The 24,695-nt window shown below is 67.5% G+C and carries 21 protein-coding genes; 6 read left to right on the top strand and 15 right to left on the bottom strand.

Features of this window, described 5'->3' with window-relative positions; all coding sequences use genetic code 11:
* Positions 1 to 462, top strand: coding sequence for a hypothetical protein (locus tag EFL26_RS16475; protein WP_123224141.1), 462 nt, complete (start codon positions 1 to 3; stop codon positions 460 to 462).
* A gap of 18 nt (positions 463 to 480) precedes the next feature.
* On the opposite strand, the gene EFL26_RS16470 is transcribed toward EFL26_RS16475, so the two are convergent.
* The 4 genes from EFL26_RS16470 to EFL26_RS16455 all read right to left on the bottom strand — a co-directional run bounded on the left by EFL26_RS16470 (position 481) and on the right by EFL26_RS16455 (position 4,468).
* Positions 481 to 1,263 (bottom strand): GNAT family N-acetyltransferase, encoded by a 783-nt coding sequence (locus EFL26_RS16470; RefSeq protein ID WP_123224002.1) that lies wholly within the window; start codon positions 1,261 to 1,263, stop codon positions 481 to 483.
* A gap of 22 nt (positions 1,264 to 1,285) precedes the next feature.
* Entirely contained in the window at positions 1,286 to 1,921 is a 636-nt protein-coding gene (locus tag EFL26_RS16465; protein ID WP_123224001.1) for an aggregation-promoting factor C-terminal-like domain-containing protein, read from the bottom strand.
* Positions 1,922 to 2,065: 144 nt separating this feature from the next.
* Complete coding sequence (gene phoH2, locus EFL26_RS16460; protein ID WP_246000245.1) at positions 2,066 to 3,307, bottom strand: RNA 5'-3' helicase PhoH2; 1,242 nt, start codon at positions 3,305 to 3,307, stop codon at positions 2,066 to 2,068.
* 384 nt (positions 3,308 to 3,691) lie between these two features.
* Entirely contained in the window at positions 3,692 to 4,468 is a 777-nt protein-coding gene (locus EFL26_RS16455) for an isoprenyl transferase (protein WP_123223999.1), read from the bottom strand.
* Between the two features lie 87 nt (positions 4,469 to 4,555).
* Between EFL26_RS16455 and trhA the strand changes: the two genes are divergently transcribed.
* From trhA to EFL26_RS16435, 4 genes are all read left to right on the top strand, one after another.
* Positions 4,556 to 5,269 (top strand): PAQR family membrane homeostasis protein TrhA, encoded by a 714-nt coding sequence (gene trhA, locus EFL26_RS16450; protein ID WP_123223998.1) that lies wholly within the window; start codon positions 4,556 to 4,558, stop codon positions 5,267 to 5,269.
* 7 nt (positions 5,270 to 5,276) lie between these two features.
* Positions 5,277 to 6,785: a succinyl-CoA:acetate CoA-transferase ScpC gene (scpC, locus tag EFL26_RS16445; RefSeq protein WP_123223997.1), complete on the top strand. Its 1,509-nt coding sequence runs from the start codon at positions 5,277 to 5,279 to the stop codon at positions 6,783 to 6,785.
* A 65-nt stretch (positions 6,786 to 6,850) separates the two neighbouring features.
* A complete protein-coding gene (locus EFL26_RS16440) occupies positions 6,851 to 7,378 on the top strand; it encodes a hypothetical protein (protein ID WP_123223996.1) in 528 nt (175 codons plus the stop codon).
* Positions 7,378 to 7,863, top strand: coding sequence for a DUF421 domain-containing protein (locus tag EFL26_RS16435; protein ID WP_123223995.1), 486 nt, complete (start codon positions 7,378 to 7,380; stop codon positions 7,861 to 7,863). Before EFL26_RS16440 ends, EFL26_RS16435 begins: the two co-directional genes overlap by 1 nt.
* Positions 7,864 to 7,870: 7 nt before the next feature.
* Here EFL26_RS16435 and EFL26_RS16430 read toward each other — a convergent pair whose 3' ends face one another.
* On the bottom strand, positions 7,871 to 8,797 hold the full coding sequence (locus EFL26_RS16430) for a DUF1353 domain-containing protein (protein ID WP_123223994.1): 927 nt from the start codon (positions 8,795 to 8,797) through the stop codon (positions 7,871 to 7,873).
* Entirely contained in the window at positions 8,794 to 10,854 is a 2,061-nt protein-coding gene (locus EFL26_RS16425; RefSeq protein ID WP_123223993.1) for a thioredoxin domain-containing protein, read from the bottom strand. The genes EFL26_RS16430 and EFL26_RS16425 overlap by 4 nt, the downstream gene beginning before the upstream one ends.
* Positions 10,855 to 10,966: 112 nt before the next feature.
* Between EFL26_RS16425 and EFL26_RS16420 the strand changes: the two genes are divergently transcribed.
* Complete coding sequence (locus EFL26_RS16420; RefSeq protein ID WP_123223992.1) at positions 10,967 to 12,376, top strand: tyrosine-type recombinase/integrase; 1,410 nt, start codon at positions 10,967 to 10,969, stop codon at positions 12,374 to 12,376.
* 81 nt (positions 12,377 to 12,457) lie between these two features.
* Here the strand turns inward: EFL26_RS16420 and EFL26_RS16415 are convergent, their stop codons facing one another.
* The 9 genes from EFL26_RS16415 to EFL26_RS16375 all read right to left on the bottom strand — a co-directional run bounded on the left by EFL26_RS16415 (position 12,458) and on the right by EFL26_RS16375 (position 24,646).
* Positions 12,458 to 13,765 (bottom strand): DUF2130 domain-containing protein, encoded by a 1,308-nt coding sequence (locus tag EFL26_RS16415; RefSeq protein ID WP_123223991.1) that lies wholly within the window; start codon positions 13,763 to 13,765, stop codon positions 12,458 to 12,460.
* 60 nt (positions 13,766 to 13,825) lie between these two features.
* On the bottom strand, positions 13,826 to 16,975 hold the full coding sequence (locus tag EFL26_RS16410; protein ID WP_123223990.1) for a type I restriction endonuclease subunit R: 3,150 nt from the start codon (positions 16,973 to 16,975) through the stop codon (positions 13,826 to 13,828).
* Positions 16,972 to 17,685 (bottom strand): TIGR02391 family protein, encoded by a 714-nt coding sequence (locus EFL26_RS16405; protein ID WP_123223989.1) that lies wholly within the window; start codon positions 17,683 to 17,685, stop codon positions 16,972 to 16,974. The genes EFL26_RS16410 and EFL26_RS16405 overlap by 4 nt, the downstream gene beginning before the upstream one ends.
* The gene (locus EFL26_RS16400; RefSeq protein ID WP_246000235.1) at positions 17,682 to 18,866 is read right to left on the bottom strand and encodes a restriction endonuclease subunit S; all 1,185 of its coding nucleotides are present in this window, start codon (positions 18,864 to 18,866) and stop codon (positions 17,682 to 17,684) included. Before EFL26_RS16400 ends, EFL26_RS16405 begins: the two co-directional genes overlap by 4 nt.
* A complete protein-coding gene (locus tag EFL26_RS16395) occupies positions 18,856 to 20,427 on the bottom strand; it encodes a class I SAM-dependent DNA methyltransferase (RefSeq protein ID WP_123223987.1) in 1,572 nt (523 codons plus the stop codon). The genes EFL26_RS16400 and EFL26_RS16395 overlap by 11 nt, the downstream gene beginning before the upstream one ends.
* A 91-nt stretch (positions 20,428 to 20,518) precedes the next feature.
* Positions 20,519 to 22,360, bottom strand: a complete 1,842-nt coding sequence (locus EFL26_RS16390; protein WP_123223986.1) for an AAA family ATPase — start codon at positions 22,358 to 22,360, stop codon at positions 20,519 to 20,521.
* Positions 22,357 to 23,259 (bottom strand): hypothetical protein, encoded by a 903-nt coding sequence (locus EFL26_RS16385; protein ID WP_123223985.1) that lies wholly within the window; start codon positions 23,257 to 23,259, stop codon positions 22,357 to 22,359. The genes EFL26_RS16390 and EFL26_RS16385 overlap by 4 nt, the downstream gene beginning before the upstream one ends.
* Positions 23,256 to 24,269, bottom strand: a complete 1,014-nt coding sequence (locus tag EFL26_RS16380) for a hypothetical protein (protein ID WP_148046747.1) — start codon at positions 24,267 to 24,269, stop codon at positions 23,256 to 23,258. The genes EFL26_RS16385 and EFL26_RS16380 overlap by 4 nt, the downstream gene beginning before the upstream one ends.
* A complete protein-coding gene (locus EFL26_RS16375) occupies positions 24,254 to 24,646 on the bottom strand; it encodes a hypothetical protein (RefSeq protein WP_123223983.1) in 393 nt (130 codons plus the stop codon). The genes EFL26_RS16380 and EFL26_RS16375 overlap by 16 nt, the downstream gene beginning before the upstream one ends.
* Positions 24,647 to 24,695: the final 49 nt, after the last annotated feature.

Here is a 24,695-nt window from a genome sequence, read left to right as displayed (position 1 = left end):
ATGAACGCCTCCGAGGACTACTGCGAGCTCTGCGATCTGCCGAGGTCCCAGTGCATCCACGGACGGCCTCCGACGCCCCCGGCCCCGGCGGTCAAGCCGGTCAAGGCCGCCAAGGCGTCGACCGCACCGAGGAAGCGCACGACCACCGCCTCGCGGACCCCGGGGGCGCCGGCCAAGCCCGTCGTACGCCGGTGGACGCCTCCCGAGGAGTTCAAGCCGCTCATCCTCTCCGTGCTCGAGGAGGCGGGCGGTGAGCTCGAGGCGGACGAGGTCTTCCTCGAGCTGGAGATCCTCATGGAGGACCGATTCCGCGCCGGGGACAACGAGACGACGCCCGAGGGTGAGCTGCGCTGGCGGTACGCCGCCCGACGGGCTCGCATCGCGCTCATCGAGGAGGGCCTGATCGCGAAGGCCCGACCGGGCGTGTGGCAGCTCGCGACCCCGCGGCGCGACCGGAGCTGAAGCCGCCCGGTCGGTCGGTCAGTCGCGCCCGAACACGTACGGCGTCGTGCCGCCCACCACCGAGAGCCCGAGCCGTTCGAGGATCGGGCGGCTGTCGTCCGAGGCGTCCACCTGGAGGATCCGGTGGCCGAGCTCGACGGCGACCTGGGCGCGACGAGCGACCAGCGCCCGGTAGATCCCGCGTCCCCGGTACGCCGGCCGCGTGCTGCCGCCCCACAGGCCCGCCACGGTCGTGCCCGCGAACGGCGTCAGCCAGGCGGCGCTGACCACGAGGTCGCCGTCCTCCACGAGCAGGACCACCGTCGGAGGCTCGGCGGCCAGGCGCAGCTCGAGGTCGTCGGCGAGCCAGGACCAGTCCTCGCCCCAGACCTCGCTCTGGAGCGCCGCGATCCGCTCGAGGTCCGCCCGCGTGGTCGCCTCGCGCAGCCCGAGCCCCGCCGGCACGACCGGCTCGACGGCGAGCCCCGCGGCCTCACCCAGCACCAGCGCCTCGTGGGGCTCAGCAGCAGCGCCACGCTCGAGGAGCCGCGGGCGTAGCCCGGGAGGATCGTGGTCGAAGGTCTTCCACTCGAACCACCGCCCGTGCTCGGCGAAGAATGCGGTCGTGCGGTCGACCAGCTCCGCCAGCTCGGCGTCGGAGAGGTCGGGCGCAGGCTGCGTGAGCATCACGAAACCGGCCCGGCCCGTCAGGCAGCGCGTGAGCGGACCGTCCTGCTCGCCGGACCAGCCCGGCGGCATCCGGTGCGGGAAGGAGCCGCGCACCTCGGCGTCGTACACCGCGAGGAGGGCGTCGGGGGTCATGCGCGACCGACCGGCGGGTGACTCAGTACCAGCCGTGGGCCTGTTTGAACGACCAGGCGGAGCAGGCGGAGCCGTAGCGCTGGGCGATGTAGTTCAGCCCCCAGCGGATCTGGGTCTCGGCGTTGTTCTGCCAGTCGGGACCGGCCGAGGACATCTTCGAGCCGGGCAGCGCCTGCGGGATGCCGTACGCCGAGGAGTACGGGTTGTCGGCGTGCACGTTCCAGTGCGACTCGTGCTCCCAGATGTTGTCGACGCAGCTGAACTGCGCGGTGCTCAGGCCGTAGAGCGGCATGAGCGCCTTCGCCAGGGTCTTCGGGTCGGCCTGGGTGAGGTCCTCGGACTTGGTCACCGCGACACCGGTGCTGTCGGAGAGGGCCGCGGCCTTCAGCGAGTCAGCCTGCTGGCGCCGGTCGGAGCTGGAGCGCGACGCCGACTGCTCGCGCTCGGCGAGGTCCGCGGCACTGATCTGACCCTTGCCGGCGGCCAGCTTGACCGCGGCACCGTCCGCGCCGGACCCCCCCTTGGCGGAGAGGCCGGCCGTGACGGAGAGACCGGTCGCGACGACGGCGACGCCGGAGTAGTACACGGCGTTGCGGGCGCCCGTGCGGACACGCCTGGGGGGTGCGCTCCGGTGCTTCGGGGCGTACTTCTCGGGCAAGACAGAGACTCTCGGGTTGACGACAGGGGACCGTCATGCGGCGCTCGGGCGCCAAGGAAGAGGCACCACCATGACCCACAAATCGGACACGCGCAAGTTGACAGCGCAATTATGTGGACCGGTGCGCGCGGCGCGTGAGCACGTTCACATGATCACGTGCTCGAGCATCTCCGTCACCAGGGCCGCGATCGGGGACCGCTCCGAGCGCGTCAGCGTGACGTGCGCGAACAGCGGGTGACCCTTGAGTCGCTCGACCACGGCGACCACACCGTCGTGGCGCCCGACCCGCAGGTTGTCGCGCTGCGCGACGTCGTGGGTGAGCACCACCTTGGAGTTCGCGCCCATCCGGGACAGCACGGTGAGGAGCACGTTGCGCTCGAGCGACTGGGCCTCGTCGACGATCACGAAGGCGTCGTGCAGGGAGCGGCCGCGGATGTGCGTCAGCGGGAGCACCTCGAGCATGCCGCGGTCGAGGATCTCGTCGATCACGTCCGTGCTGGTCACCGCGCCGAGGGTGTCGAACACGGCCTGGCCCCAGGGCGACATCTTCTCCGACTCGCTGCCGGGCAGGTAGCCGAGCTCCTGCCCACCCACCGCGAACAGCGGCCGGAACACGACCACCTTCTTGTGCTGGCGGCGCTCCATGACCGTCTCGAGCCCGGCGCACAGCGCCAGCGCGGACTTGCCGGTGCCGGCGCGACCACCGAGGGACACGATGCCGATGTCGGGATCGAGCAGGAGGTCGAGGGCGACCCGCTGCTCCGCCGAGCGGCCGTGGATGCCGAACGCCTCCCGGTCGCCGCGCACGAGGTGCACGCGCTTGTCCGGTCCGACCCGCCCGAGCGCGCTGCCGCGCTCCGACATCAGCACCAGGCCGGTGTGGCAGGGCAGCTCGCGCGCGTCGGCGAGGTCGATCACGCCGTCGTCGTAGAGCTCGTCCAGGTCGTCGGCGAGTACGTCGAGCTCCTGCATGCCGTTGTAGCCCGGGTCGGAGTCGTGGACCTGCTCGCCGTGGTACTCCTCGGCGTCGAGGCCGACCGCGGACGCCTTGATCCGCAGCGGAAGGTCCTTGGACACCAGGGTGACCAGATGACCGTCGTTGGCCAGGTTGCGGGCCACCGCGAGGATGCGGGTGTCGTTGTCGCCGAGACGGAAGCCCGACGGGAGCGACTCGGGGTCGGTGTGGTTCAGCTCCACACGGATCGTGCCGCCGAGCTCGCCCACGGAGACCGGCTGGTCCAGGCGGCCGTTGGAGACCCGCAGCTCGTCGAGCATCCGCAGCGCGCTGCGCGCGAAGTACCCGAGCTCGGGATGGTGCCGCTTGCCCTCGAGCTCGGTGATCACCACCACGGGGAGCACCACCTCGTGCTCGGCGAACCGCTTCATCGCGCCCGGGTCGGCGAGCAGCACGGAGGTGTCCAGAACGAAGGTCCGGCGACCAGCGGGTCCGGCAGGTGCAGCGTTCGCGCGCTTGGCTGTGGCCACGGGGGTTCCCCTCACCAGACCGGCAGCACGCACTCGGCGCCCCGGTCCTCAGCTAGTGCCTGGACCAGGACGAGCAGCACGGGTCTGAGTGCCGACCCGCACTGATGCAGTGGCCGTGATCTCTCACGAACTTCGCCTCCTGGGGTGGCCACGACCGCGCGACCACTACCGGGAAGGTACCCACTGGGCCCGGACCCAACCCGTCGACACGCCCGACCTCGTGATGACGTTCGTGTGAACGGCCAGCCCCCCGACCAGCCCCTGGTGAGCGCCTCCGAGAGCGGCTCAGGAGCCGAAGCGGCGCTCGCGCTGCGCGTAGGCGCGTACGGCGCGCAGGAAGTCCACCCGGCGGAAGTCGGGCCAGTAGGCCTCGCAGAAGTAGAACTCGCTCTGCGCGCTCTGCCAGAGCAGGAAGCCGCCGAGACGCTGCTCCCCGCTGGTGCGGATCACCAGGTCGGGATCGGGCTGGCCCTTCGTGTAGAGGTGCTCGGCGATGTGCTCGACGTCGACCACCTCCGCGAGCTCCTCGAGGGTGCGGCCCTGCGCGGCCTGCTCCACCAGCAGCGAGCGCACGGCGTCGGCGATCTCGCGCCGGCCGCCGTACCCGACGGCGATGTTGACCAGCAGCCCGTCGACGTCCCGGGTCGACTCGGCGGCCGCCTTGAGCCGCTCGGCGATCTCGGCGGGGAGCAGGTCGAGCGAGCCGACCGGGTGCAGGCGCCAGCGCTGCTGCTCGGCCAGGGTCTCGACCGCGTCGCCGATGATGCCCAGCAGCGGCTCGAGCTCGGCGCGAGGCCGGTTCAGGTTGTCGGTGGAGAGCAGCCACAGCGTGACCACCTCGACGCCGATCTCCTCGCACCAGCCGAGCAGCGGCTCGATGTTGGCGGCACCTGCGCGGTGACCCTGCGCCGTGTCGGCGCCGACGGCGCGCGCCCAGCGGCGGTTGCCGTCGAGCATCACCCCGACGTGCTTGGGCAGCCGGTCGGCCGGGAGCCGGCGCACGACCCGGGCCTCGTACGCCGGGTAGAGCACCCTGCGCACTGCTTGCTTCCAGTCGGCCACCGGGTCAGGTTACCGCCGCCCGCTGTGGCCGATGGGATTCGTCACCCATCGGCGCGGAGCAACCTACGGGGCCGTAACCTTCAGGGTATGGACCAGCACGTGCCCCTCACCGAGAAGGCTGCGCACGTCTCCCACGAGGCCGCCGAGGCGGTGCGGGAGAAGATGGACCTGGTCAAGCCGAAGCTGCGCGGATGGCTGCACGCGGCGACCTCTCCCCTCGCCCTGGCGGCGGGGATCGTGCTGATCGTGCTGTCCCCCACGCTGGCGACCAAGGTCGGATCGGCGATGTTCGCGGGCACCGCGCTGCTGCTCTTCACGACCAGCGGGATCTACCACCGCGGCAACTGGTCGCGCCGCACGTGGGAGGTGCTCCGGCGCCTCGACCACGCCAACATCTTCCTGCTGATCGCCGGGTCCTACACGCCGTTCACGATCATCCTGCTGCACGGCGCGGCTCAGACGGGCCTCCTCGTGCTGGTCTGGTCGGGCGCGATCCTCGGCGTGGTCTTCAGGGTCCTCTGGATCGACGCACCCCGCTGGCTGTACGTCCCGATCTACGTGGCGCTCGGATGGGCGGCGATCTTCTACGCCCACGACTTCTCCTCCGGCGGCAAGGACGTGATCATCCTGATCGCGGTCGGCGGCGGTCTCTACACCCTCGGCGGGCTGGTCTACGGGCTGAAGAAGCCGGACCCGTTCCCCACGTGGTTCGGCTTCCACGAGATCTTCCACGTGTTCACGATCGCGGCGTTCGTGTGCCACTACGTCGCAGCGTCGATCGCGACGTACCGCCTGCGATGATGCCGAGGTGAGCGCTCGCGTCACCTGCCCCGTCCTCTCCACGAGGATCACGACGGCCGAGGCCGCCGCGGAGCTGATCCGCCACGGCGACAACGTCGGCATGAGCGGGTTCACCGGGGCGGGCTACCCGAAGGCGGTGCCCGCCGCCCTGGCCGCGAGGATGCACGCGGCCCACGCCCACGGCAGCGAGTTCCGGATCGGGCTCTGGACGGGCGCCTCGACGGCACCCGACGCCGACGGCATCCTCGCCGAGGCGCACGGCATCGCCCGCCGGATGCCCTACAACTCCGACCCGGTGCTGCGCCGTGAGATCAACTCCGGCGAGGTCGAGTACGTCGACGCGCACCTGAGCCACTCCGCCCCGCAGATGTGGTTCGGCTTCTTCGGTCACCTCGACGTCGCCGTGGTCGAGGTGGTCGCGGCGCTCCCGGACGGGCTGCTCGTCCCGAGCACGTCGGTGGGCAACAACAAGACCTGGCTCGACCAGGCCGACAAGGTGATCCTCGAGGTGAACCACTGGCAGCCGCGCGAGCTCGAGGGCTTCCACGACGTCTACTACAAGGCCGCGCTCCCCCCGCACCGGCTGCCGATCCCGCTCACCGATCCGACCGCGCGGATCGGCGACCCCTACCTGCGGGTCGACCCCCGGAAGGTCGTGGCGGTGGTGGAGACGCGGGCACCCGACCGCAACACGGTCTTCACGGAGCCCGACGACACGTCCCAGGCGATCGCGAGCCACCTGGTCCACTTCCTCCAGCAGGAGGTAGCGGCCGGCCGGATGCCCGCCGACCTCCTGCCGCTGCAGTCGGGCGTGGGCAACGTGGCCAACGCCGTGCTCGCCGGCCTCGACGCCAGTCCGTTCACGAACCTGGTGGCGTTCACCGAGGTGATCCAGGACGGCATGCTCGATCTGCTCGACACGGGAACTCTGCGGTTCGCCTCGGCCACGTCGTTCGGGCTGTCCAGCGAGGGCGTCTCGCGCTTCATGGAGAACATCGACCACTACAAGGGCCGGGTGCTGCTCCGCAGCGAGGAGATCTCGAACCACCCCGAGCTGGTCCGCCGGCTCGGGGTGATCGCGATGAACGGGATGATCGAGGCCGACATCTACGGCAACGTGAACTCCACGCACGTCATGGGGAGCGCGGTCATGAACGGCATCGGCGGCAGCGGCGACTTCGCCCGGAACGCCTTCCTGAACTTCTTCATGTCGCCCTCCACCGCGAAGGGTGGCGCGATCTCGGCGATCGTGCCGATGGCCAGCCACGTCGACCACACCGAGCACGACGTGCACGTGCTGGTCACCGAGCAGGGCCTGGCCGACCTGCGGGGGCTCTCCCCGCGGGCTCGGGCGACCCGCATCATCGAGCGGTGCGCGCACCCGGAGTACCGCGACGCGCTCACCGACTACGTCGAGCGCGCCGACCGGGCCCGCCCGACCGCACGGCACACCCCGCACCTGCTCGACGAGGCATTGAGCTGGCACCAGCGCTACCTCGACACCGGACACATGTGACCTAGGTGTGACGCCGTGCGGCGAGGCGGCACGGTGCCGACCTCCCGTCGACCTACGCTGCGAGCGTGAGCCCCCGTGACGAGGTCTCCACGACCTCGGACCTCCCGAGCACGTCGCGTGGGCCGGTCGAGCGCTGGAGCATGCGGGCCGGGCTGCTCCTGCTGGCGCTGGTCGTGGCCGCGGGCGCCGTCGGCCTCCTCGGTCCGCGCAAGGGCGAGACGAGCGCAACGGGCGGCGGTCGGCTGCTCGAGGTGCAGTTCCCGTCGATCACCCGGGCCGGCGAGCCGGCACCGCTGCACATCCGGGTCACCTCGGCCGACGGCTTCGACGGGCCGATCAGGATCGCACTCTGCGACGACCTCTTCGACGACCTCGACTTCCAGAACTGGTACCCGAACCCGTCCGGAGAGACGGGAGACGCCACCGGCCTCGTCTACGAGTTCGACCCGCCCGACGGCCACGTGTTCGAGACCAGCCTGGACGCACGGTCCGCCCCCGGCGCCTTCGGGGAGATCCGCGGCTGCACGGTCTCGGTCCTGGAGAAGGGTGCCGAGGTCGTGTCGGCGTCCTTCAGGACCTGGAGGCTGCCCTGATGGACGTCGTGATCCGCTCCGCGGTGGTCTTCCTGCTGCTCTGGATGGTGATCCGGGTCAGCGGCAAGCGTGAGGTCGGCCAGCTGTCCGCGTTCGACATGATCCTGCTGGTCACCGTCGGCGACCTCGTCAGCCAGGGCGTCGTGCAGGAGGACTACTCCCTCACCGCCGCCGTCGTGGCGGTCGCGACCTTCGCCCTCGCCGGGGTCGTGCTCGCCCGGCTCGGCTTCTGGCTGCCCGGGCTGCGCCCGACGCTGGCCGGCGTGCCCCGCGTGGTGGTCCGCGACGGCGAACCCGTGCTGGACGTGCTCGAGGGCGAGCGGATCACGATGGACGACGTGTTCGAGGCCTGCCGCAAGCAAGGCATCCGGAGCCTGCACGACGTCGAGCTGTGCGTGCTCGAGGTGGACGGCACGTTCTCGTTCTTCACCACCGGACCCGACGACGACCGCGAGGGCGGCCGGGACGACCACGAGGTGAAGTAGGCCGACCTCACGCGAGGAGGCTGACGAACACCACCAGCGCGGCCGCGGTCACGACGGCGAGGAGCACGAGCACGAGCGTGGGGGCGCGCGCGGTGAGCCACTCGAGCAGGCGGTAGAACCCGGTGAGCGCCACCAGCGCGACGGTGACGTGCAGCAGCACCGCGAGCGTCACGCCGACCACGGCCCCGGCGATCCGGAACGGGCCCCACAGCAGGGCGAGGAGCAGCGGGATCACGACCGCACCGGCGAGCCCGCCGGCCAGCTCGGCGTACCAGGGCCGGTCGCCCATCCAGGGCAGCCCGGGCACCCCGGTCACGTGCAGGTCGAAGAGGTCGAGGGTCGCGCAGAACCCGAGCACCGCGACGACGAGCACGGTGAGCGCCGCGGTCGCCCGGTAGCGCCACGCAACCGCCTTCGACCAGCCGGTGCCGGCACCGCTGAGCATCGTCGCCGTCGCCACCGCCGACCAGACCAGCCAGCGCCGGATCAGCGCCGTGCCGGCGTCAGCCATGGCGTCGCGCAGCACGCGGTCGGCCTCGGCCCGGAGCACCACGTGGCCCTCGGTGGAGACATAGGTGACGTCCTCGGGCGGGTGGATCAGCCCGTCGTGGAGCAACGTGGCCGGCAGGTGCTGGCCGGTCTTCGGCACGAGCCAGGTGAACAGCGCGGGCACCGACGTCAGGTCGCTGCGGAACGTGCGGGTCACTCGGGGCACCAGCAGCTCGCCGAGGTGCCGGTCGCGGTAGGCGATCCTCCGCTCCAGCGCGAACTGCTCCCGGCCCTCGTCGGCCACCCGGAGCAGCACGATCTTCGGGTCGGAGCCCGGATCGGGCGGGACCGCTGCCTGCGGAGGGTCGGCCTGCGGGTCGGCGTCGAGGCCACCGTCGTAGAACCGCCGGGCCTCCTGGGTGACCGGGTCCATCGACAGCCTCATGGCCGCAGCTCCTCCGGGTCGGTGACGGGTCGCTCGCAGACCAGGTTGCGGCACACGTACGCCGCGGCGCGACCGTCGACGAGCCCGCGCCCCTCGAGCAGCGGGATGCCGCTCCTCCCCGGCGGCACCACCAGCACCACCGAGCCGAGCGACCGGCGGGCACGCGCCGCCAGCTCGGCGCCGACCGGGTCGCCGGGCTCGGTGACCACGACGACCTCCTTCGGTCCGTCGAGCGCGGCCGCCGCTGCGGCGAGCGACCAGCCGGCGAAACGGGGCGCGCGCTCGGCGAGCAGCCGCACGGAGGCGAGGGCGGTCTCGGCGGCGTCGCGGTGGCGGCCCGAGCCGGTCAGCGCGGCGTACCGGACGAGGGCGGCCGTGGTCGCCGACTGACCCGACGGACTGGCGTTGTCCGACGGGTCGCGCGGGCGCGTGATCAGCACCTCCGCGTCGGCGGCGGTGTCGTGGAAGCCGCCGTCGGGGGCGGCGAACTGCTCGAGGGCCACGTCCAGGAGGAGGCCGGCGCGCTCGACCCAGATACCGTCACCGGTCGCCTCGGCGAGCGCGACGAAGCCGTCGGCCACGCAGCCGTAGTCCTCGAGCACGCCCGCATGGGCACCCACGACACCGTCGCGGGAGACCCGCCGCAACCGGACTCCCCCGCCGCTGGTTGAGGTGCGAGCGCCGGCGAGCCTCGAACCCTCCGGACCACCGACGACGTGCAGGTCCCAGAGCAGCTCACCCGCGCGGACGGCCGCGTCGGTGAAGCGCTCCGCGCCGAGCAGGCCACCGGCCCGGGCGAGCGCGGCGACGGCGAGGCCGTTCCACGCGGCGACCACCTTGTCGTCGCGGGCCGGACGCACCCGCGACGCCCGGGCCTCGGCGAGCGCGGCGCGCACCCGGGCCCATCGCTCGGGGTCGTCCGGGTCGGCGCGGAGCTGGAGCACGGAGGTGCCGTGCTCGAAGGTCCCCGCGTCGGTCACCGCGAGGAGGTCCGCGGCCCACCGGCCGTCGTCCTCACCGAGGACCTCGACCAGCTGGGCCGGCGTCCAGACGTAGTAGGTGCCCTCGGCCCCCTCGGAGTCGGCGTCCAGCGCGGAGGCGAACCCACCCTCCGCGGTGCCCAGCTCGCGCAGCAGGAAGTCCCCGGTCTCGACCGCGACCCGGCGCGCGAGCGGCTCGTCGGCGACCGCCCACCACGACGTGTAGGCGCCCAGCAGGAGCGCGTTGTCGTAGAGCATCTTCTCGAAGTGCGGCACGACCCAGCGCGCGTCGACGGAGTAGCGCGCGAAGCCGCCACCGAGCTGGTCGTGGATGCCCCCGCGCGCCATCGTCTCGAGCGTGGCTGCGGCCATGTCCAGTGCACCGGTGATTGAGGTGCGAGCGCCAGCGAGCCTCGAAACCTCCGGTGACATCCGCAGCAGGAACTCCAGCAGCATCGACGGCGGGAACTTCGGCGCGCCCCCGAAGCCGGCGTTGACCGGGTCGAACTCACGGGCCAGCTTGTCCACGGCCGCGTCGAGCAGGGCCCGGTCGATCGGCGCGGCCCCGGCGAGGGCGTCGGACGACGCGAGGTGCGCCGCGATGTTCGCGGCCGTGCTGTCGACGTCGCCGCGGCGCTCCTGCCAGGCCTCGGTGATCGCGGCCAGCAGCTGGCGGAAGCTCGGCTGCCCGTGCCGCGGCTGGTCGGGGAAGTAGGTGCCGGCGAAGAACGGCCGGCCCTCGTGGTCGAGCACGCAGGTCATCGGCCAGCCGCCGTGCCCGGTGGTCGCGACCGTCGCCTGCATGTAGACCGCGTCGACGTCGGGGCGCTCCTCGCGGTCGACCTTGATGCTCACGAAGTGCTCGTTCATGTACGCCGCAGTCGCGTCGTCCTCGAAGGACTCGTGGGCCATGACGTGGCACCAGTGGCACGCGGCGTACCCCACGGAGAGCAGCACGGGCACGCCGCGGCGGCGCGCCTCCGCGAACGCCTCGGGTCCCCACTCCCACCAGTCGACCGGATTTTGAGCGTGCTGGAGCAGGTATGGGCTCGTCGCCGAGGCGAGTCGGTTGGCCATCAGGCGCTGCTCCGATCCAGTGATGCTTGTATCAATCCGGTCTCGATGATACAAACAGTTGATCCGAATTCTCTCGTAGCTCCTCGTCGCCCAGCGTAGGAGGTCGGTCGCGATGGCAGCAGCGCGTAGGAAATCGACCCTGCTGGCGCAGGGCAAGGAGCGCCGCCTCGACGGCACCGGCTGGCCCTGGCGCGTCCGTCTCTACGCGCCTCCCCCCGGTGGCACCAGCTACCAGATCAAGTTCAAGGCGCCGGCCGGCGAGGGCGAGGCCTGGAAGCCGGTTCTACGACGGGCCAACACCGAAGCCGAGGCGCGGAAGATCTTCGCCCAGGCGGAAGAAGCGCTCGACCACGAGCAGGCAGTTCCGGCCAGCGCGAAGGTGCGAGCGACCCGCACCATCGAAGCGCTCGCGGCGGAGTACATCGCCGACAGCAAGCGCCGGGCCAAGGCGCCCCGCACGATCCAGGGTCGCGAGTCCCGCGTGAATGCGCACGTCCTGCCAGCCATCGGCCACGTGCCAGTCGCGAAGTGGCGCGTCGAGCACAGCCAGCAGGTGATCGATCGAGCCTCCAAGACGGTGCATTCCGCCCGAGGGCGCGAGGACGTGCGCGGCGTCCTGGCGGCGATGCGCAAGCTGGCGTGGCGCCTGGAGTGGCTGGACCGCCGGTTCGATCCGCTAGACGGTTTGGAGATCGGTCGCTCGGCGGTCTTCCAGGGTGCGACGACGCAGTACGTCGACCCGCGCCTGCGCCCCGAGACCCGGCAGGTGAAGGCGATGGCAGCCGCGGCCGACAAGCTGTGCGGTCCGGATGGAACCGAGCCGCTGCTCACCCGCCTCCCGCTCTTCGGTACCAAGATCCGCGTCGCCGGCTTCGGCGGGCTCCGGCTCGGCGAGCAGAACGGCCTCCGCGCGATCGATGTCTTCTTCGATCGCGGGTACGTTCAGGTCAACGGCAGTTGGATCACGCCGCGCCACTCGTCGGGCTTCCGCGGTCCGGTGAAGAATCAAGTCATCCACGAGGTCCCCCTCCCCCGCTCGGTCATGCAGGACGAGCTGCTCCCGCGGGTCAAGGAGCTCCTCGGCCTCCCCGCCAATGCATCGCTGCAACACGTGGGGAACGCCCAGGAGGACGAACGCCAGCACCGCGCCCAGCTCGCCGCGCGCGGGCCCGGCAAGACCATGGCGTGGTGGAACTACCCCATCCCGCCCGAGGACGAGCAGTGGATCTTCATCGACACCGTCACGGGTCTGCCCGTGAAGCCCGAGCTCCACAACGAGCGCTGGCACCGCATCCGGCAGTGGGTCGATGAGAACGACCCCGACAACGCCTGGCCCAAGACGATCGTCTACCGCAACCTTCGCCACCACGCCGCGACCAAGTGGTTCCACGAGGAGCTTGGCGAGCCGTGGGAGGTCGTCGCCCAGTACCTCGGTGACAAGCTCACCACAGTGCTGAACCACTACGTCCGCGCCGGCGAGGACGCCCTCCGCGACTCGGTCGCGAAGTTGGAAGACAGGTAGAGTCGCGGCCCCGAGAGCTTCCTGGACGCGTTCGAGGCGCCCTCACCAAGACGGTGGAGGGCGCCTCAACCGGCCCAACGGTCAGGCGGCGTCGGGCCCCGCGGGAGCGTCGAGCTCGGCGAACTTGGCCTTCATCGTCTCGTTGCCGCGCGTCAGCTTCTTGACGGTGAGGGCGGTCGCCTTGTCGTTGGCGAGGCGGAGGTTGTTGCCCGAGCCGAGCAACCCCTCCTTGACCTTCTGGAGGCGTTCGATGGCCTTGTCGATGTCGTCGATGGCGGTATCGAACTTGCGCTTCGCGAGGTCGTAGTTGCGGCCGAACGCCGACTTGAAGTCCTCGAGTTCGACCTCGAAGTTCGTGATGTCGATGTTCTGCTTCTTGATCTGCTCGAGCTCGGCCTTCACCACGATGGTCTCCTGCGCGGCACCACGGAGGAGGGCGATGATGGCGAGGAAGAACTGCGGTCGAACAACGAACATCTTCGGGTACATGTGCGAGACGTCGGTGATACCCGTGTAGAGCTCGGAATCCTCTTCGAGCATCGACACGAGTACGGCGTACTCGCACCGCTTCTCGCGGCGGTCCCTGTCGAGCTTGGCGAGGAAGTCGGTGTTCTTCTTCTTCGTCGACGACGTGTCCGCCTCGTTCTTCATGTCGAACATGATCGAGATGTACTCGACGCCGTCTTCATTGAAGTCGCGGAAGATGTAGTCGCCCTTCGAGCCCGTGGAGGCGTCGTTGTCCTTGCCAAAGTCGGCATTAGGGAACGCCATCGCGCGGACACGGTTGAACTCGGTCTCGCAGTGCTGTTCGAGGGACTCACCCAGCAGCTTCACGGACTGCTTCGCCTTGAAGTCGCGGTACTGCTCGACTTGCTCCTGCAGGAGCGCGATCTCCTTCGAGTGCGACTCCTTGAGCGCAGCCTCGGTCACCTTCTGCTCGGCCTGCTGAAGAGCGAGCTTGCTCTCAGCGTCACCGAGCTTCTCCGTCACGACCGAAACTGCCTGCGTGACAGCGAGCTGCTGGCTGGTGTCGGCGATCGCGAGTTCACTCTTGAGACGCTGGATCTCCGCGTCCTTCACGGCGGCGGCCCTCTGTGCTTCCTCAGCGGCCTTCGCCACGGCGAGCGCCTCAGCCGTGCTGGCGCCTTCGATTTCGTTCTTCAGACGCTGAATCTCGGCGTCCTTCTGCGCGGCAGCCTGCTGTGCCTTCTGGGCGACCTTCGCCTCGGCAAGCTCGATCTCGGCCTTCTTGGCCTTCTCGGCCTCGGCGAGCCGCGCGTGGAGCTCCTTCTCGAACTCCGCCGTGCGCACCTGCTCCACGAGGCTGGCGTATTCCGCCTCGTCGATGGTGAACACGGTCCCGCAGTGCGGGCACTTGATCTCGTTCAAGGGCTACCTCCTTCCTGTGTCAGCTATGTCAATCCGGCCTGACCAGGAGGATGTAAACCGTCAGAAGTCGAATTCCTCGTCGTTTGCCGCGAAGATCTCGGCCTGCTCGATGACGAGTTCGATCGCCTCGAGTTCGGCATCGGGCGGGTAGTCATAGCGGATGAGGATGCGACGAACAGCAGAGCGCATCTTGGCACGCACGCTCTCCTTGACGTCCCAGTCGATGGTCCAGTTGTCGCGGATCGTGCGCACGAGGTCGCGCGCGATGGCCTTGAGTGTCTCGTCGCCGAGTTCCATGACGGCGGACTCGTTCTGGGCGACGGCGTCGTAGAAGGCGATCTCGTCCTCGCGGAGGCCGAGGGCAGCGTGACGCTGCATCTCATCACGCATCTGCTTGGCCAAGGTGATGAGCTCGGCAATGATCTCCGCTGATGTGAGAGATCGGTTGTTGTACCGGTTGATCGCCTCGTCGAGCATCTCGGAGAACACCCGGGTCTGCACAACGTTGCTACGCTTGATCGTCTTGATCCGGTCGTCGAGTAGGCGACGGAGCAGCCCGATCTGGAGGTTCGGCTTGTCCTTGTCCACGAGGCCGTCTAGGAACTCGTCCGACAAGATCGACAGCTCCGGGGTTTCAACGCCGGCGAGCTTGTAGATGTCGATGACCTGATCGCCGGACACTGCCTCGTTGACCAGCTGGCCAATGGCCGTGTCGACGTCGACTGCCCCAGCGCCGGATCGTCCGGAGTCTGGGTTGAGCACCTTCAGGATCGCAGCGCGGACGTCGACGAAGAGTCGGACGTCGTCGCGAATAGCATCCGCCTCATCTCGCGCACCGCACAGAGCGAAGGTCTTGGCGAGGGCGAGCACCTGGTCGTTGTAGCGCTTCGTTCGGTCCGGGTCAGCCATGACGAAGTCGAGCACCTTCGCGTACTGCGCCAACCGCTCTGCAGCAGGCAGATCGGGCGAGGCGTCGAAAGAGACCCCATGGAGCAGGCCTGTGACGATGTCGTGCTTCTCCAGCATGACGGCGACCATCTCGTCGATCGGCACGCCGGCCTGGTCGCGGTCCGACGGTGAGTAGACAGCGAGGGCCTCTTGAAGACTCGCGTAGACACCGATGAGGTCGACGATGAGCCCTCCAGGCTTGTCGCGGAAGGTCCGATTGACGCGGGCGATCGCCTGCATGAGCCCGGCGCCCTGCATCGTCTTGTCGACGTACATCGTGTGCATCGCGGGAGCGTCGAAGCCCGTCAGCCACATGTCGCGGACGATCACGAGTTCCAGCTCGTCATCCGGGTTCTTGGCTCGGAGCTGGATCTCCTTGCGGGTGGCCTTGTCGTGCAGGTGGGGCTGGTACTCCTGCGGGTCGGACGCCGACCCAGTCATGACGACCTTGATCTTGCCGGTGCGGTGGTCATCGCTGTGCCAGTCGGGACGGAGAGCGACGATCTTCTCGTAGAGTTTCAGCGCGATGCGGCGGCTCATCGCGACGATCATGCCCTTGCCGACGAGGGCTTCGCGTCGACTCTCCCAGTGCTCGACGACGTCGCGGGCGACCAGGTCGAGGCGCTCATCCGCACCGACGATCGCTTCGAGCCGGGCCCAGCGCGACTTGGCTGCGGATGCAGCAGTCTCCTCGACCTGCTCGGTGATCTCGTCGGCGAGCTCGTCGAGGTCCCCCCGGACTGATTCGCTCAGGCCTACCTTCACGAGTCGGGGTTCATAGAAGATCTTGACCGTCGCCCCGTCCTCGACCGCCCGGGTGAGGTCGTAGATGTCGATGTACTCGCCGAACACCGCTCGGGTGGACTTGTCAGTCGACTCGATGGGCGTGCCAGTGAAGCCGAGGCAGGTCGCACCGGGCAACGAGTCGCGCATGTGCTTGGCCAGGCCCGCCTTGAGGCGCCCCGCGGAGTCGAGCGTTTCGCCGAAGCCGTACTGCGATCGGTGCGCCTCGTCGGCGACGACGACGACGTTGCGCCGGTTGGTGAGCACGGGGTTCGTATCGCCGCGTTCTTCAGGTGCGAACTTGTGCAGCGTGGTGAAAACGATGCCGCCGGATGCCCGCTGGAGCAGCTCGCGCAGATGCGTGCGGCTCTCGGCCTGAACGGGCTTCTCGGGAAGGATCGTCGCGGGCGAGAACGTCTCGCCGAACAGCTGGTCATCGAGGTCGTTGCGGTCGGTGATGAAGACGAGAGTCGGGTTTTCCATGCGGGGGTCACGCATGATCTTGGCGGCGTAGAACACCATCTCGAAGCTCTTGCCGGAACCCTGGGTGTGCCAGACGACGCCGCCGCGCTTGTCGCCGTCCGGGCTTGCTGCCTTCACTGTTGACTCGACGGCGGTGTTGACAGCCCAGTACTGGTGGTACTTCGCGATGCGCTTGATCAGCGAGCGCATCGGCTGTCCCGTGGCTTTGTCGGTGATGGTCTCATCGCTGAACACGATGAAGTTGCGCAAGATGTCGAGGAACCGCTTGGGTTCGAAGACACCGCGGATGAGCACTTCGAGAGCGGGACGGTCAGTGATGACGTCGCGACCCTCGATGGTCTTCCATGGCGCATAGTGCTCGAACGCACCGGTGAATGAACTCATTGCGGCGCCGGCGACACCGTCGGAGATGACGGTGACCGCGTTGAAGTCGAAAAGTGGCGCGATGTCGTGGCGGTAGGTCTGGATCTGGTTCCAGGCACCGCGCATGTCCGCGTTCTCGTCGGCGGGGTTCTTCAACTCGAAGAGGGCGAGCGGGAGGCCGTTGACGAAGACAACTACGTCGACGCGCCGCTTCTTTCCGTCCTTCGTGACCGTGAACTGGTTGGCCGTCAACCAGTCGTTCATCTCCGGGGCATCGAAGTTGATGAGCTTCACGCGGGTCGTACGCGTCTGGCCGTCTGCACCGCGGTGCTCGACTGGTACGCCGCCAACCAGGAACTGGTGGATCCGATAGTTCTCGTCGATCGCGTTCTGCGACTCGGGACGGAGCAGCCGCTTGATCGCCTGGTCGATCACGGCATTGTCGATGCCCCGGTTGAGCCCACGCACCGTCGGCAGTAGCCGGTCGATGAGCACGACGTCAGCGAACGAGTCGCGCAACTGAGGGCCGTCGCCGCCAGGGGAGATGTTCGGGCCATGCACAGTCTGATAGCCGAGGTCGGCGAGCCACTCCAATGCGGCTTGCTCGACGACTGATTCATTGAATTTGCTCACGGCGCTACTTCGACCTCCGCATCGTCGACCCACCGGGCGAGGACGCTCAGCGCGGCCAAGTACTCCAGGCCGGTCTGCTCGTCGATGTCCTTGGGATCCTCGTGATTGAACGGGTTGCGAATGCCGGCGTAGATGCCCTCCGCTAGCGCCCAAGCGCCGCGTTGCACCGACTTGTAGGTGACGCTGCCGTCAGGCGTCCTCCGTCGCAGCCGTGCCCTTCCGGGGGTGGCGACGTCGAGACTGAACGCCTGCTTAAACAAGTCGGTCTCGCTGACATCACGACGTCCGAGCTTGTTTTGCGTCTCCGCGTTGAGCTTCTTGGCCGCGTCCTCAACGGCGGAGCGGTAGTGGCCCGACTGCCAGAGTGAACGTGCGCCGTCCCACACCCAAGGGTGCAGTCGCGCTGCAGATATCAACGGTGCATCGTCGCCCAGCTTCTCACGCAACTCGTCCTGACGCTTGAGAGCAGCAATGCCCCGGCTCACACAGTGACGAAGATGCCCCCACGAATCGTAGGCACGGAGCTTCTGTGGCCGCTGGTCGTCCCAATCCCGCCACCCGGGAACGACTCTGTCGAGAATCTGCTCGGCGACGTGCGCATGCTCCGCGACCACCTCGTCAGGCTCCCGCTGGTACATCCCGTCGTCACCGGACGCGTGCACGAACGCCTCGAGCTCATGGATCGCCCAAGCGGAGTCGATCGTGCTCATGCAGCCGCCTTCGATATGCGGACGCGGCCGGAGAGAAGCTCGGGCAGGAGCGCGTCACGGAGCTTCGCCAATGCCACGTTCTCATGCTCGAGAGAGTCAAGGCGCGCGAGAAGTGGCCGGACGAGGGCGGCATATTGGGACTGAGCATCGCTTGTCACGACCGGAGCCACGTAGGCAGGGATGGCATCGCTCGCGAGGTGGAGCACAGTGGTGCCAGTCGTTCGGCTCCGGCAGTGCTGACGGAATCGCTCGTCGGTGAGGACTCCAAGCAAGTACTCGTTTGCGATCCCGCCAGATGGCCGGACGATCGCGAGATCAAGCGATGCCACGAGCACGTCAGCCGAGGGGGCGGCGGGCACGCGGACAGCACGCCCCACGACCTCGGCGCCTTGTGTGAGGTCAGTTTGGGCGACGACGAGCTCTCCGGGCGCGATGACCTGCTTGGGCTTGTACTGGCCCGTGTATGGCTTCAGACCGTCCGGCTTGTAGCCGCCTGTACGGTCAAACGACTTGAGCGTCACGAGTGAGGTTCTGGACTCTTGCAGATGGGCGCTCTTGTAGGAGACGCCCTTCGTGATCGTCGCGAGTTCCCCAAGGGGCTGATAGGTCGGAGTAACGCGTGCCAGCAGGCTCTGGAAGTGAAGCGATACCAGACCGTCGAGCAGGAGCGCGCTGCGGCCGTTCGACTGGATCTTGAGGTCGAGGGCGTCGAGCGTGGCCGCGATTGCCCGTTGCTCCTCGAGGGGCGGCACTGGGAAGTACTGTGCACCGAAGGCCTCGCGCGTCAGCGAAGGATTCGATGTGCCGTGCTTCAGATGGTTCAGACCGACGTAGTTCACTAAGTAGTACGCGAACTTGAGGTCGATGTCGGCGCTGGGAACCAGCGAGTACGCAGTATCAATGACCCAATAGTCCTCGTCGGTCCAGTGCACTCCAAGGTGACCGGCTCCCTTGCGCCCGACGATCACCCCGGGCCCTGCGAACAACGGAGTGTCGTGAGTCCCTGTTTGGCCATTCGTGCCAAACACCGGCACTCGCCCGGGCCGGCGACTCGACGCAACGAGAGCCTTCCCGTAGCGAAGCTCGAAGAGGTCACTGGACCGTTGGAGTGGCCAGCTCACGCGCGACCTGCCACCGAGTCCGCGGGCGACGTCGCCACCGGTGAGCGTCCTAGTCGACATGGATACCTTCAAGCCGCGCGCGGACCGATACTTCAAGCTCGCGCCCTCGGTCGAACTCGGCATACAGCTCAGCGGTGAGGCGCGCGATCTTCTCGCCGATGGGCTCGTCGTCGGCCTCGGCGTCCTCGGTTCCGACGTAGCGCCCAGGCGTGAGAACAAAGCCGTGCGCTTCGATATCGGCCAGCGTTGCCACTTTCGCAAACCCCGGCACATCCTCGAAGGCGCCGTCATGGTTTCGCCACGCGTGGTATGCGCCTGCGATCTGCTGGATGTCGTCGTCGCTCAGCTCACGGATACGACGGTTGACCATCGTGCCGAGCTTCCTGGCGTCGATGAAGAGCACCTCACCCTTGCGAGGGCGGTGCTGCGCGTTGCCGCCGCGATCCCTGCTGACAAACCAGAGGCTCACCGGGATACCGGTGTTGAAGAACAGTCTGTCGGGCATCGCCACGATGCAGTCGACCAGGTCGGCCTCGACAAGCCTGCGGCGGATGTCGCCCTCGCCGCCGTTCTTCGAGCTGAGAGATCCATTTGCGAGGACGAACCCCGCAGTGCCTCGAGGCGACAGGTGGTGAATGAAGTGCTGGACCCAGGCGAAGTTGGCGTTACCAGCCGGCGGGGTGCCGTACTTCCATCGTGGATCGTCGGCAAGCTTCGCGTTCCACCAGTCGCTCACGTTGAACGGTGGGTTCGCGAGCACGAAGTCGGCGCGGAGATCCGGGTGGAGGTCCTGGGTGAAGGAGTCGGCGGACTTGTCACCGAGGTCGGCGTCGATCCCGCGGAGAGCGAGGTTCATCTTCGCGAGTTTCCAGGTGGTCGACGTGAACTCCTGGCCGTAGACGGAGATGTCGTTGCGCTTCCCGCCGTGGGCCGTCACGAACTCGGCCGACTGCACGAACATGCCGCCCGAGCCGCACGCCGGGTCGTACACGCGGCCGTGGTACGGCTCGAGCATCTCGACGAGCGTCTTAACGACGGACCGAGGCGTGTAGAACGCGCCGGCATCCTTGCCGGTCTCCTTACCCGCAAACTGGCCGAGGAAGTACTCGTAGACCCGTCCGAGCACGTCGTCCGAGCCGTGGTCGTCAGTCTCGGTGAAGCCGATCGACCCGATGATGTCGACGAGTTGCCCCAGACGGCCCTTGTCGAGGTCCTCGCGACCGTAGTTGCGCGGGAGGACGCCACGGAGCTTCGGGTTCTCACGTTCGATGAGATCCATCGCGTTGTCGATGGACTCGCCGATCTCAGGCTGCTTGGCAGACTTCTGGATGATGCCCCACCGGGCGGCGGCCGGGACCCAGAACACTGAGTGGCTGGTGTACTCGTCGCGGTCCTCGACAAGGCGTTCGATCTGCTCCGGCTTGAGACCCTCGGCTGCGAGTTCGGTTTCGATCTCCGTGCGACGACCCTCAAAGCGGTCGGAGATGTATTTTAGGAAGACGAGGCCGAGCACAACGTGCTTGTACTCGCTCGGCTCCTGGTTGCCGCGCAGGGCGTCGGCGGCGTCCCACAGTTTCTGCTCCAGCGTCTTGGTTTGAACCTTGCGTGCTGCCCGTGCCATGCGGCGCCTCCCTTCTAGCTTCTTGTCGTGGTATTGCGGCGGCTCACGAAGCTCAATCTGGCCTGACGGTGACCATGTCAATGGGTGCCGGCTAGTTGCTGGGCGTGGCCCTCTCGCGACGCTTCTTTACCGCGGCCGAGAGGATCGCGTGTTCTTCTTCCGTGGCCTGGTCGAAAAAGTTCTCAGGCCACTCGTCGATACCGCCGAACTCGTTCGTCTGCACGAGTTCGTAAGTGGTCGCACCCCGGACACGCTTGGCGAAGTAGATGCCGATCGTGTCCTGCAGGGTGTCGTTGGGGTCTTCGGCGACATGGCGACGCAGGCGGGAGATGAGGTACTCGCTATGAGTCTCAACAATTAGGTGTCTCCCGCTTTGCGCGATAGCAAGCAGGAAGTCGGTGAGGCGCTGCTGCACCCGCGGGTTGAGGTGGAGTTCAGGCTGCTCGATCAGCAGGAGTGAGCCGATCGGGGCCTGAAGGCACATGACAATCACCGGCAGCAACTGGCTAACGCCAGTGCCGACGCTGGTCAGGTCCAAATCCCCTTCCACGTCACTCTGTCGCAGTTGCATCTGGATGCCGAAACGACCCTGGTCGGAGACCGAGAAGCTCTCGCCGATATCAAGATACGCGGCCCAGCGGTTGACGGCGGTGACGAGCTGGATCGGCCTGCGTGGGTTCCTAATCGTGCCGTCCGTTTGCGGGGTCGGCACGCTCACCTTCCGGTTACCGTGGCGCTGCAGCACAGAAGCCGTGAACTCGCCCCTAGAACCGACGTAGGTGTCGTCGCCCTCGGGTGAGTCCGGGTACGCCGCCCGCGGCTCATCGCGAAGCGGGCCCAGATAGCGGATGCCGCCGGCGAGGTACGAGGACGCGATGTTCGATGCGCGGCCTAGGTCGTCGAGGCGATGCGGATACGCAACCTCGCCTTCGACACCGCCCTCGGCCAATCTCGCTACGACAGCGTCGCCAAAACTCTCGGACGATGCGATGTTGAGGTCGATCTTCGTGCGTGTCTCTGGTGCCTTCGAGCCGAGTTCGAGGCGCACGGCGTCGGCATATTCGACGTCGGCGTCGACTACTGCGGCGTGTACGTTGAGGAGGTTTCGACTGACCTCCTCGACCGCGTTGACCTCAGTCAGCAGGTCAGGCTCGGTCACTTCACGCTCCCGAATGGACCTGCGCAGGAGGTTGTCCCGCCATGTCTCAAAGAGAACCTGTCCCCGTGGCCGCATGACCGAAGCGTCAACTGGGAATCCGCCTTCAACGAGGATGTCGACCACTTCAAGCAAGTTGCCGATCGCGTCCGCAAACTGTCCCGAAAAGTAGTGCGGAATGGATTGAACGTCGTCGTCGTCATCGAGTGGGACGACTTCCTCTGCGTCGTCGTCGGCGATCGCCAGGACCCAAGCCCTCTCCAGGCGCGGGGCGTTGCGGGGCAAGGTCTCAGGGTCGTGGGGCTTCAGGTCGACGTTAAGTCGCTCAATCTTCGCGATGCCCTTCTGCTGGGACGACTCGCCGAGCTTGACCTCCCATGACAGGGTCGCGAGCACAGGGGCTGCCTGTGCCGGGGCCAGAGCCCGCCCGTCTCGGTTCATCCCTCGCGGTGCCTGGATCTCAAAGTCTGCTCCGATTATCAGGGGCTCATCGTCGTTGCCGGGGCCCCGGTACTTCACTTCGGCGACGGTGCCGAGTCGCACTCCCCGGCCATTCAGCGGGTAGAGGTAGCCAGTCGTGCCGGTTGCCTGACTCGCTGCTCGAATGCTCTGGAGGAGCGTGCTTTTGCCAGCGCTGTTCGCGCCGACGACGACCGTCAGCGGCCGAAGCTCGACTTCGGCGTTCCGGACCGACTTGAAATTCTGCAGCCGCCAACGCCGAAGGATTATGCCGCGGCGCGAGAGCGGTATGCGGCGCTCCATCAATGGGTTACTCATGCGAAGACCTCTCGGAACTCTGTGGCGCTGACGGCCGCGGAAACAAGGCTCAGTTGGAGGAGGCGTCCGTCACGAGTGCGGACAGGTCGCGCCTCGATCGGGCCTTGGATGTCAGTCGACCGACCCAGAAGTAACAGGCTCGAGTGGCCGGAGGCTGCGGTCAACTCCACCTGGAACGACTGGCACTGTTCGAGAGTCGAGTTCGCCGGTTCAGCCAAGGGCGGCACATCTGTCGTGTCCGCAAGCTTCCATAGGAGCCGAAGCGAGTTGTAGAGGCCGACCTCGCGGTATGCGGCGACGAGTTCGTCGTCCAAGGCGATGTCCACGAGCCACCCCGGGACTCGTGCATCACCGCGCTTTACGGCTTCGATGACCTCAATGACAAATACCTCGAAAGCTGCGATCTCGGCCTCGCTGGACGGTGCGCGCAGCGCGTTCGGATCGATCGACGCAACCCGCTCACCGTCGATGAGTTCGCGAGTGCAGTCCGCAGTCAGGGCCTGGAGCCGCTTTAGCTCCTGGAGCTTGAATCCCCAGCGGGGGTCACTGCGGTCGACGACTGGTGGCCCGGCGATCGTCCGATCGATCGCTCCCCCCTCGCGCAGGGCCGAAACGGCCTCCAGAACCTGCGAGTCGACACGGCCAACACGCCGATCGAGTTGCACTACCCACGCGTAGCCGAAGACGTCGGACTCCGCGAGGAGGTCGTACCCGCGGCCAATTTCTTCCCCAGAGAGGACAAGGTCCGTGCTGGAGCCGAGTTCAATATCAGGGCTTAGAAGGGTCACGGCAAGGGACTGCGTCCCTTCTTCGAAGTGGGTGACGAGAACCAGCGCAGACGGCGTATCACGGTCCATCGCCACCGCCCGGTAGATACCACCGATCTCGATGTCGGTCATCGTGCACCTCCTCCTGCCCTAGCGATAACGAGTGACTGAAGCCGCGCGAACACATACCCAACGACGGCTTCACTCTGCTCGGTGAGTTCATCGCGAACCTTCGCAAAGGCAGACTCCTTGTACTTCGCAGCCGTCGGTCGGCTGACACCGAGGCGGCGTGCGATGTCGCCGTCAGAGTCGCCGATCCACTTGCCCGCGAGCAGTGTCGCTTCCTCGAGCGTCAGCGTGGCGAGGAGTCTTTGAGTGATTTCATTTGCCATGGTCAGGTTGCCTGGGTCAAGTTCGCCGGACCGGATTTCGGTCCCGGCGTCATCAGACACAACCTCCGCTGTTGCGAAGACTGTCAACGACTCTTCGAGAATTCTCCGAAGTTCTGGTTCGTCGACCTCGCCAACGGCACCGCAGATGAGCATCAGAGCGTCCGAGAGTGTCTCCGTCGTCCAGATCGCACTGGCCCGCTCCATCCCGTTGCCGGGGAGCCGGGGCAGCGCCGCGAGCGATGAGGTGAGTCGTCGGGAAGCTGGCGCGGGGTCCGACATCGGGCCATCGATACGCCAGGAGCGCGGTCTACTCTTAACTTGGTCAAACGGCGGCGAACCGAGGCGCTCGACCGCGCGATCGAAGAGGTTGTCGATGGCTGTCCGCTGTCGGCGATCTATCAGGGTCATTCTCACCTGACGGTAGATGAGGGCGCGCGCGTGGCCAAAGTCGTTCGCCACGTCGCAGATGTACTGGGCCTGACCCTTCACCATCATGCGCTCAACGACGTCCTGAACGAGGTCGTCGATTGCGTCGGCGTTCCACGCCGTGGTGCGCGCATAGACCGAGGGACTGTATCTGCGGGCGACGCGAGGAGCGGCCGTCCGAATCTCGTCGAGCCAGAGAGGACCGATCACATCGCTCTCATGCTCCTGGATCAGAGCATGAAGGTTGCCGGCGCTCACATCACCCAGGTCGTCCCCAATGTCGAGCTCGACGAGTGGGCAACTGTCGATCATTTCGTCTGCCATCGCGCCCGCTTCACTGCGTCGATGGTGAGCTGGTCGCTTTCGCTGCAAAGGCGGTGGGGCTCGTCGAGGGCGTCCTTCGGGACCGGCAGCGGACGTGACACGACGATGCTGCCGACGTCTCGCAACCAGCATTTCGGCCATTCCTGGCGATGGTCATGTCCCGGGTTGTTGACCTCGACGCGATCGAGGTTCGAGGTGCGCGCGAAGACGTACGCGATGGCACCGGAGTCGGGCCAGTGCCGGAGGATGATCGGCCGCTTCGCGGTGGGCTTCTGCGGCGCGAACCCGACGATCGATTCCGTCTGCTCGAACCATGCCTCGCCCGCGGGCGGCCCCATGTTGAGCAGCCCGGCCAGATCTGACAGATCGAAACCCACCGACATCCTCCGCTGCCGAAGCGGAGCTCGGCTTCTGCGTTCCCGTAAC

Origin of the sequence: Nocardioides pocheonensis, from assembly GCF_003725535.1 — a bacterium.
Lineage (GTDB): Bacteria > Actinomycetota > Actinomycetes > Propionibacteriales > Nocardioidaceae > Marmoricola > Marmoricola pocheonensis.
The sequence above is the reverse complement of the archived record's forward strand: the minus strand, read 5'-3'. Positions and strand labels throughout refer to the sequence as shown.

Bases quoted from the DNA above. Each gene is read 5' to 3' on its own strand.
- EFL26_RS16430 (WP_123223994.1), bottom strand. From the start codon at position 8,797: ATGAGGCTGTCGATGGACCCGGTCACCCAGGAGGCCCGGCGGTTCTAC.
- trhA (WP_123223998.1), top strand. From the start codon at position 4,556: ATGGACCAGCACGTGCCCCTCACCGAGAAGGCTGCGCACGTCTCCCAC.
- EFL26_RS16395 (WP_123223987.1), bottom strand. From the start codon at position 20,427: ATGGCACGGGCAGCACGCAAGGTTCAAACCAAGACGCTGGAGCAGAAA.
- EFL26_RS16435 (WP_123223995.1), top strand. From the start codon at position 7,378: ATGGACGTCGTGATCCGCTCCGCGGTGGTCTTCCTGCTGCTCTGGATG.
- EFL26_RS16390 (WP_123223986.1), bottom strand. From the start codon at position 22,360: ATGAGTAACCCATTGATGGAGCGCCGCATACCGCTCTCGCGCCGCGGC.
- EFL26_RS16380 (WP_148046747.1), bottom strand. From the start codon at position 24,269: ATGGCAGACGAAATGATCGACAGTTGCCCACTCGTCGAGCTCGACATT.
- phoH2 (WP_246000245.1), bottom strand. From the start codon at position 3,307: ATGAAGCGGTTCGCCGAGCACGAGGTGGTGCTCCCCGTGGTGGTGATC.
- EFL26_RS16420 (WP_123223992.1), top strand. From the start codon at position 10,967: ATGGCAGCAGCGCGTAGGAAATCGACCCTGCTGGCGCAGGGCAAGGAG.
- EFL26_RS16400 (WP_246000235.1), bottom strand. From the start codon at position 18,866: ATGTCGACTAGGACGCTCACCGGTGGCGACGTCGCCCGCGGACTCGGT.
- EFL26_RS16470 (WP_123224002.1), bottom strand. From the start codon at position 1,263: ATGACCCCCGACGCCCTCCTCGCGGTGTACGACGCCGAGGTGCGCGGC.
- EFL26_RS16475 (WP_123224141.1), top strand. From the start codon at position 1: ATGAACGCCTCCGAGGACTACTGCGAGCTCTGCGATCTGCCGAGGTCC.
- EFL26_RS16405 (WP_123223989.1), bottom strand. From the start codon at position 17,685: ATGAGCACGATCGACTCCGCTTGGGCGATCCATGAGCTCGAGGCGTTC.
- EFL26_RS16385 (WP_123223985.1), bottom strand. From the start codon at position 23,259: ATGACCGACATCGAGATCGGTGGTATCTACCGGGCGGTGGCGATGGAC.
- EFL26_RS16425 (WP_123223993.1), bottom strand. From the start codon at position 10,854: ATGGCCAACCGACTCGCCTCGGCGACGAGCCCATACCTGCTCCAGCAC.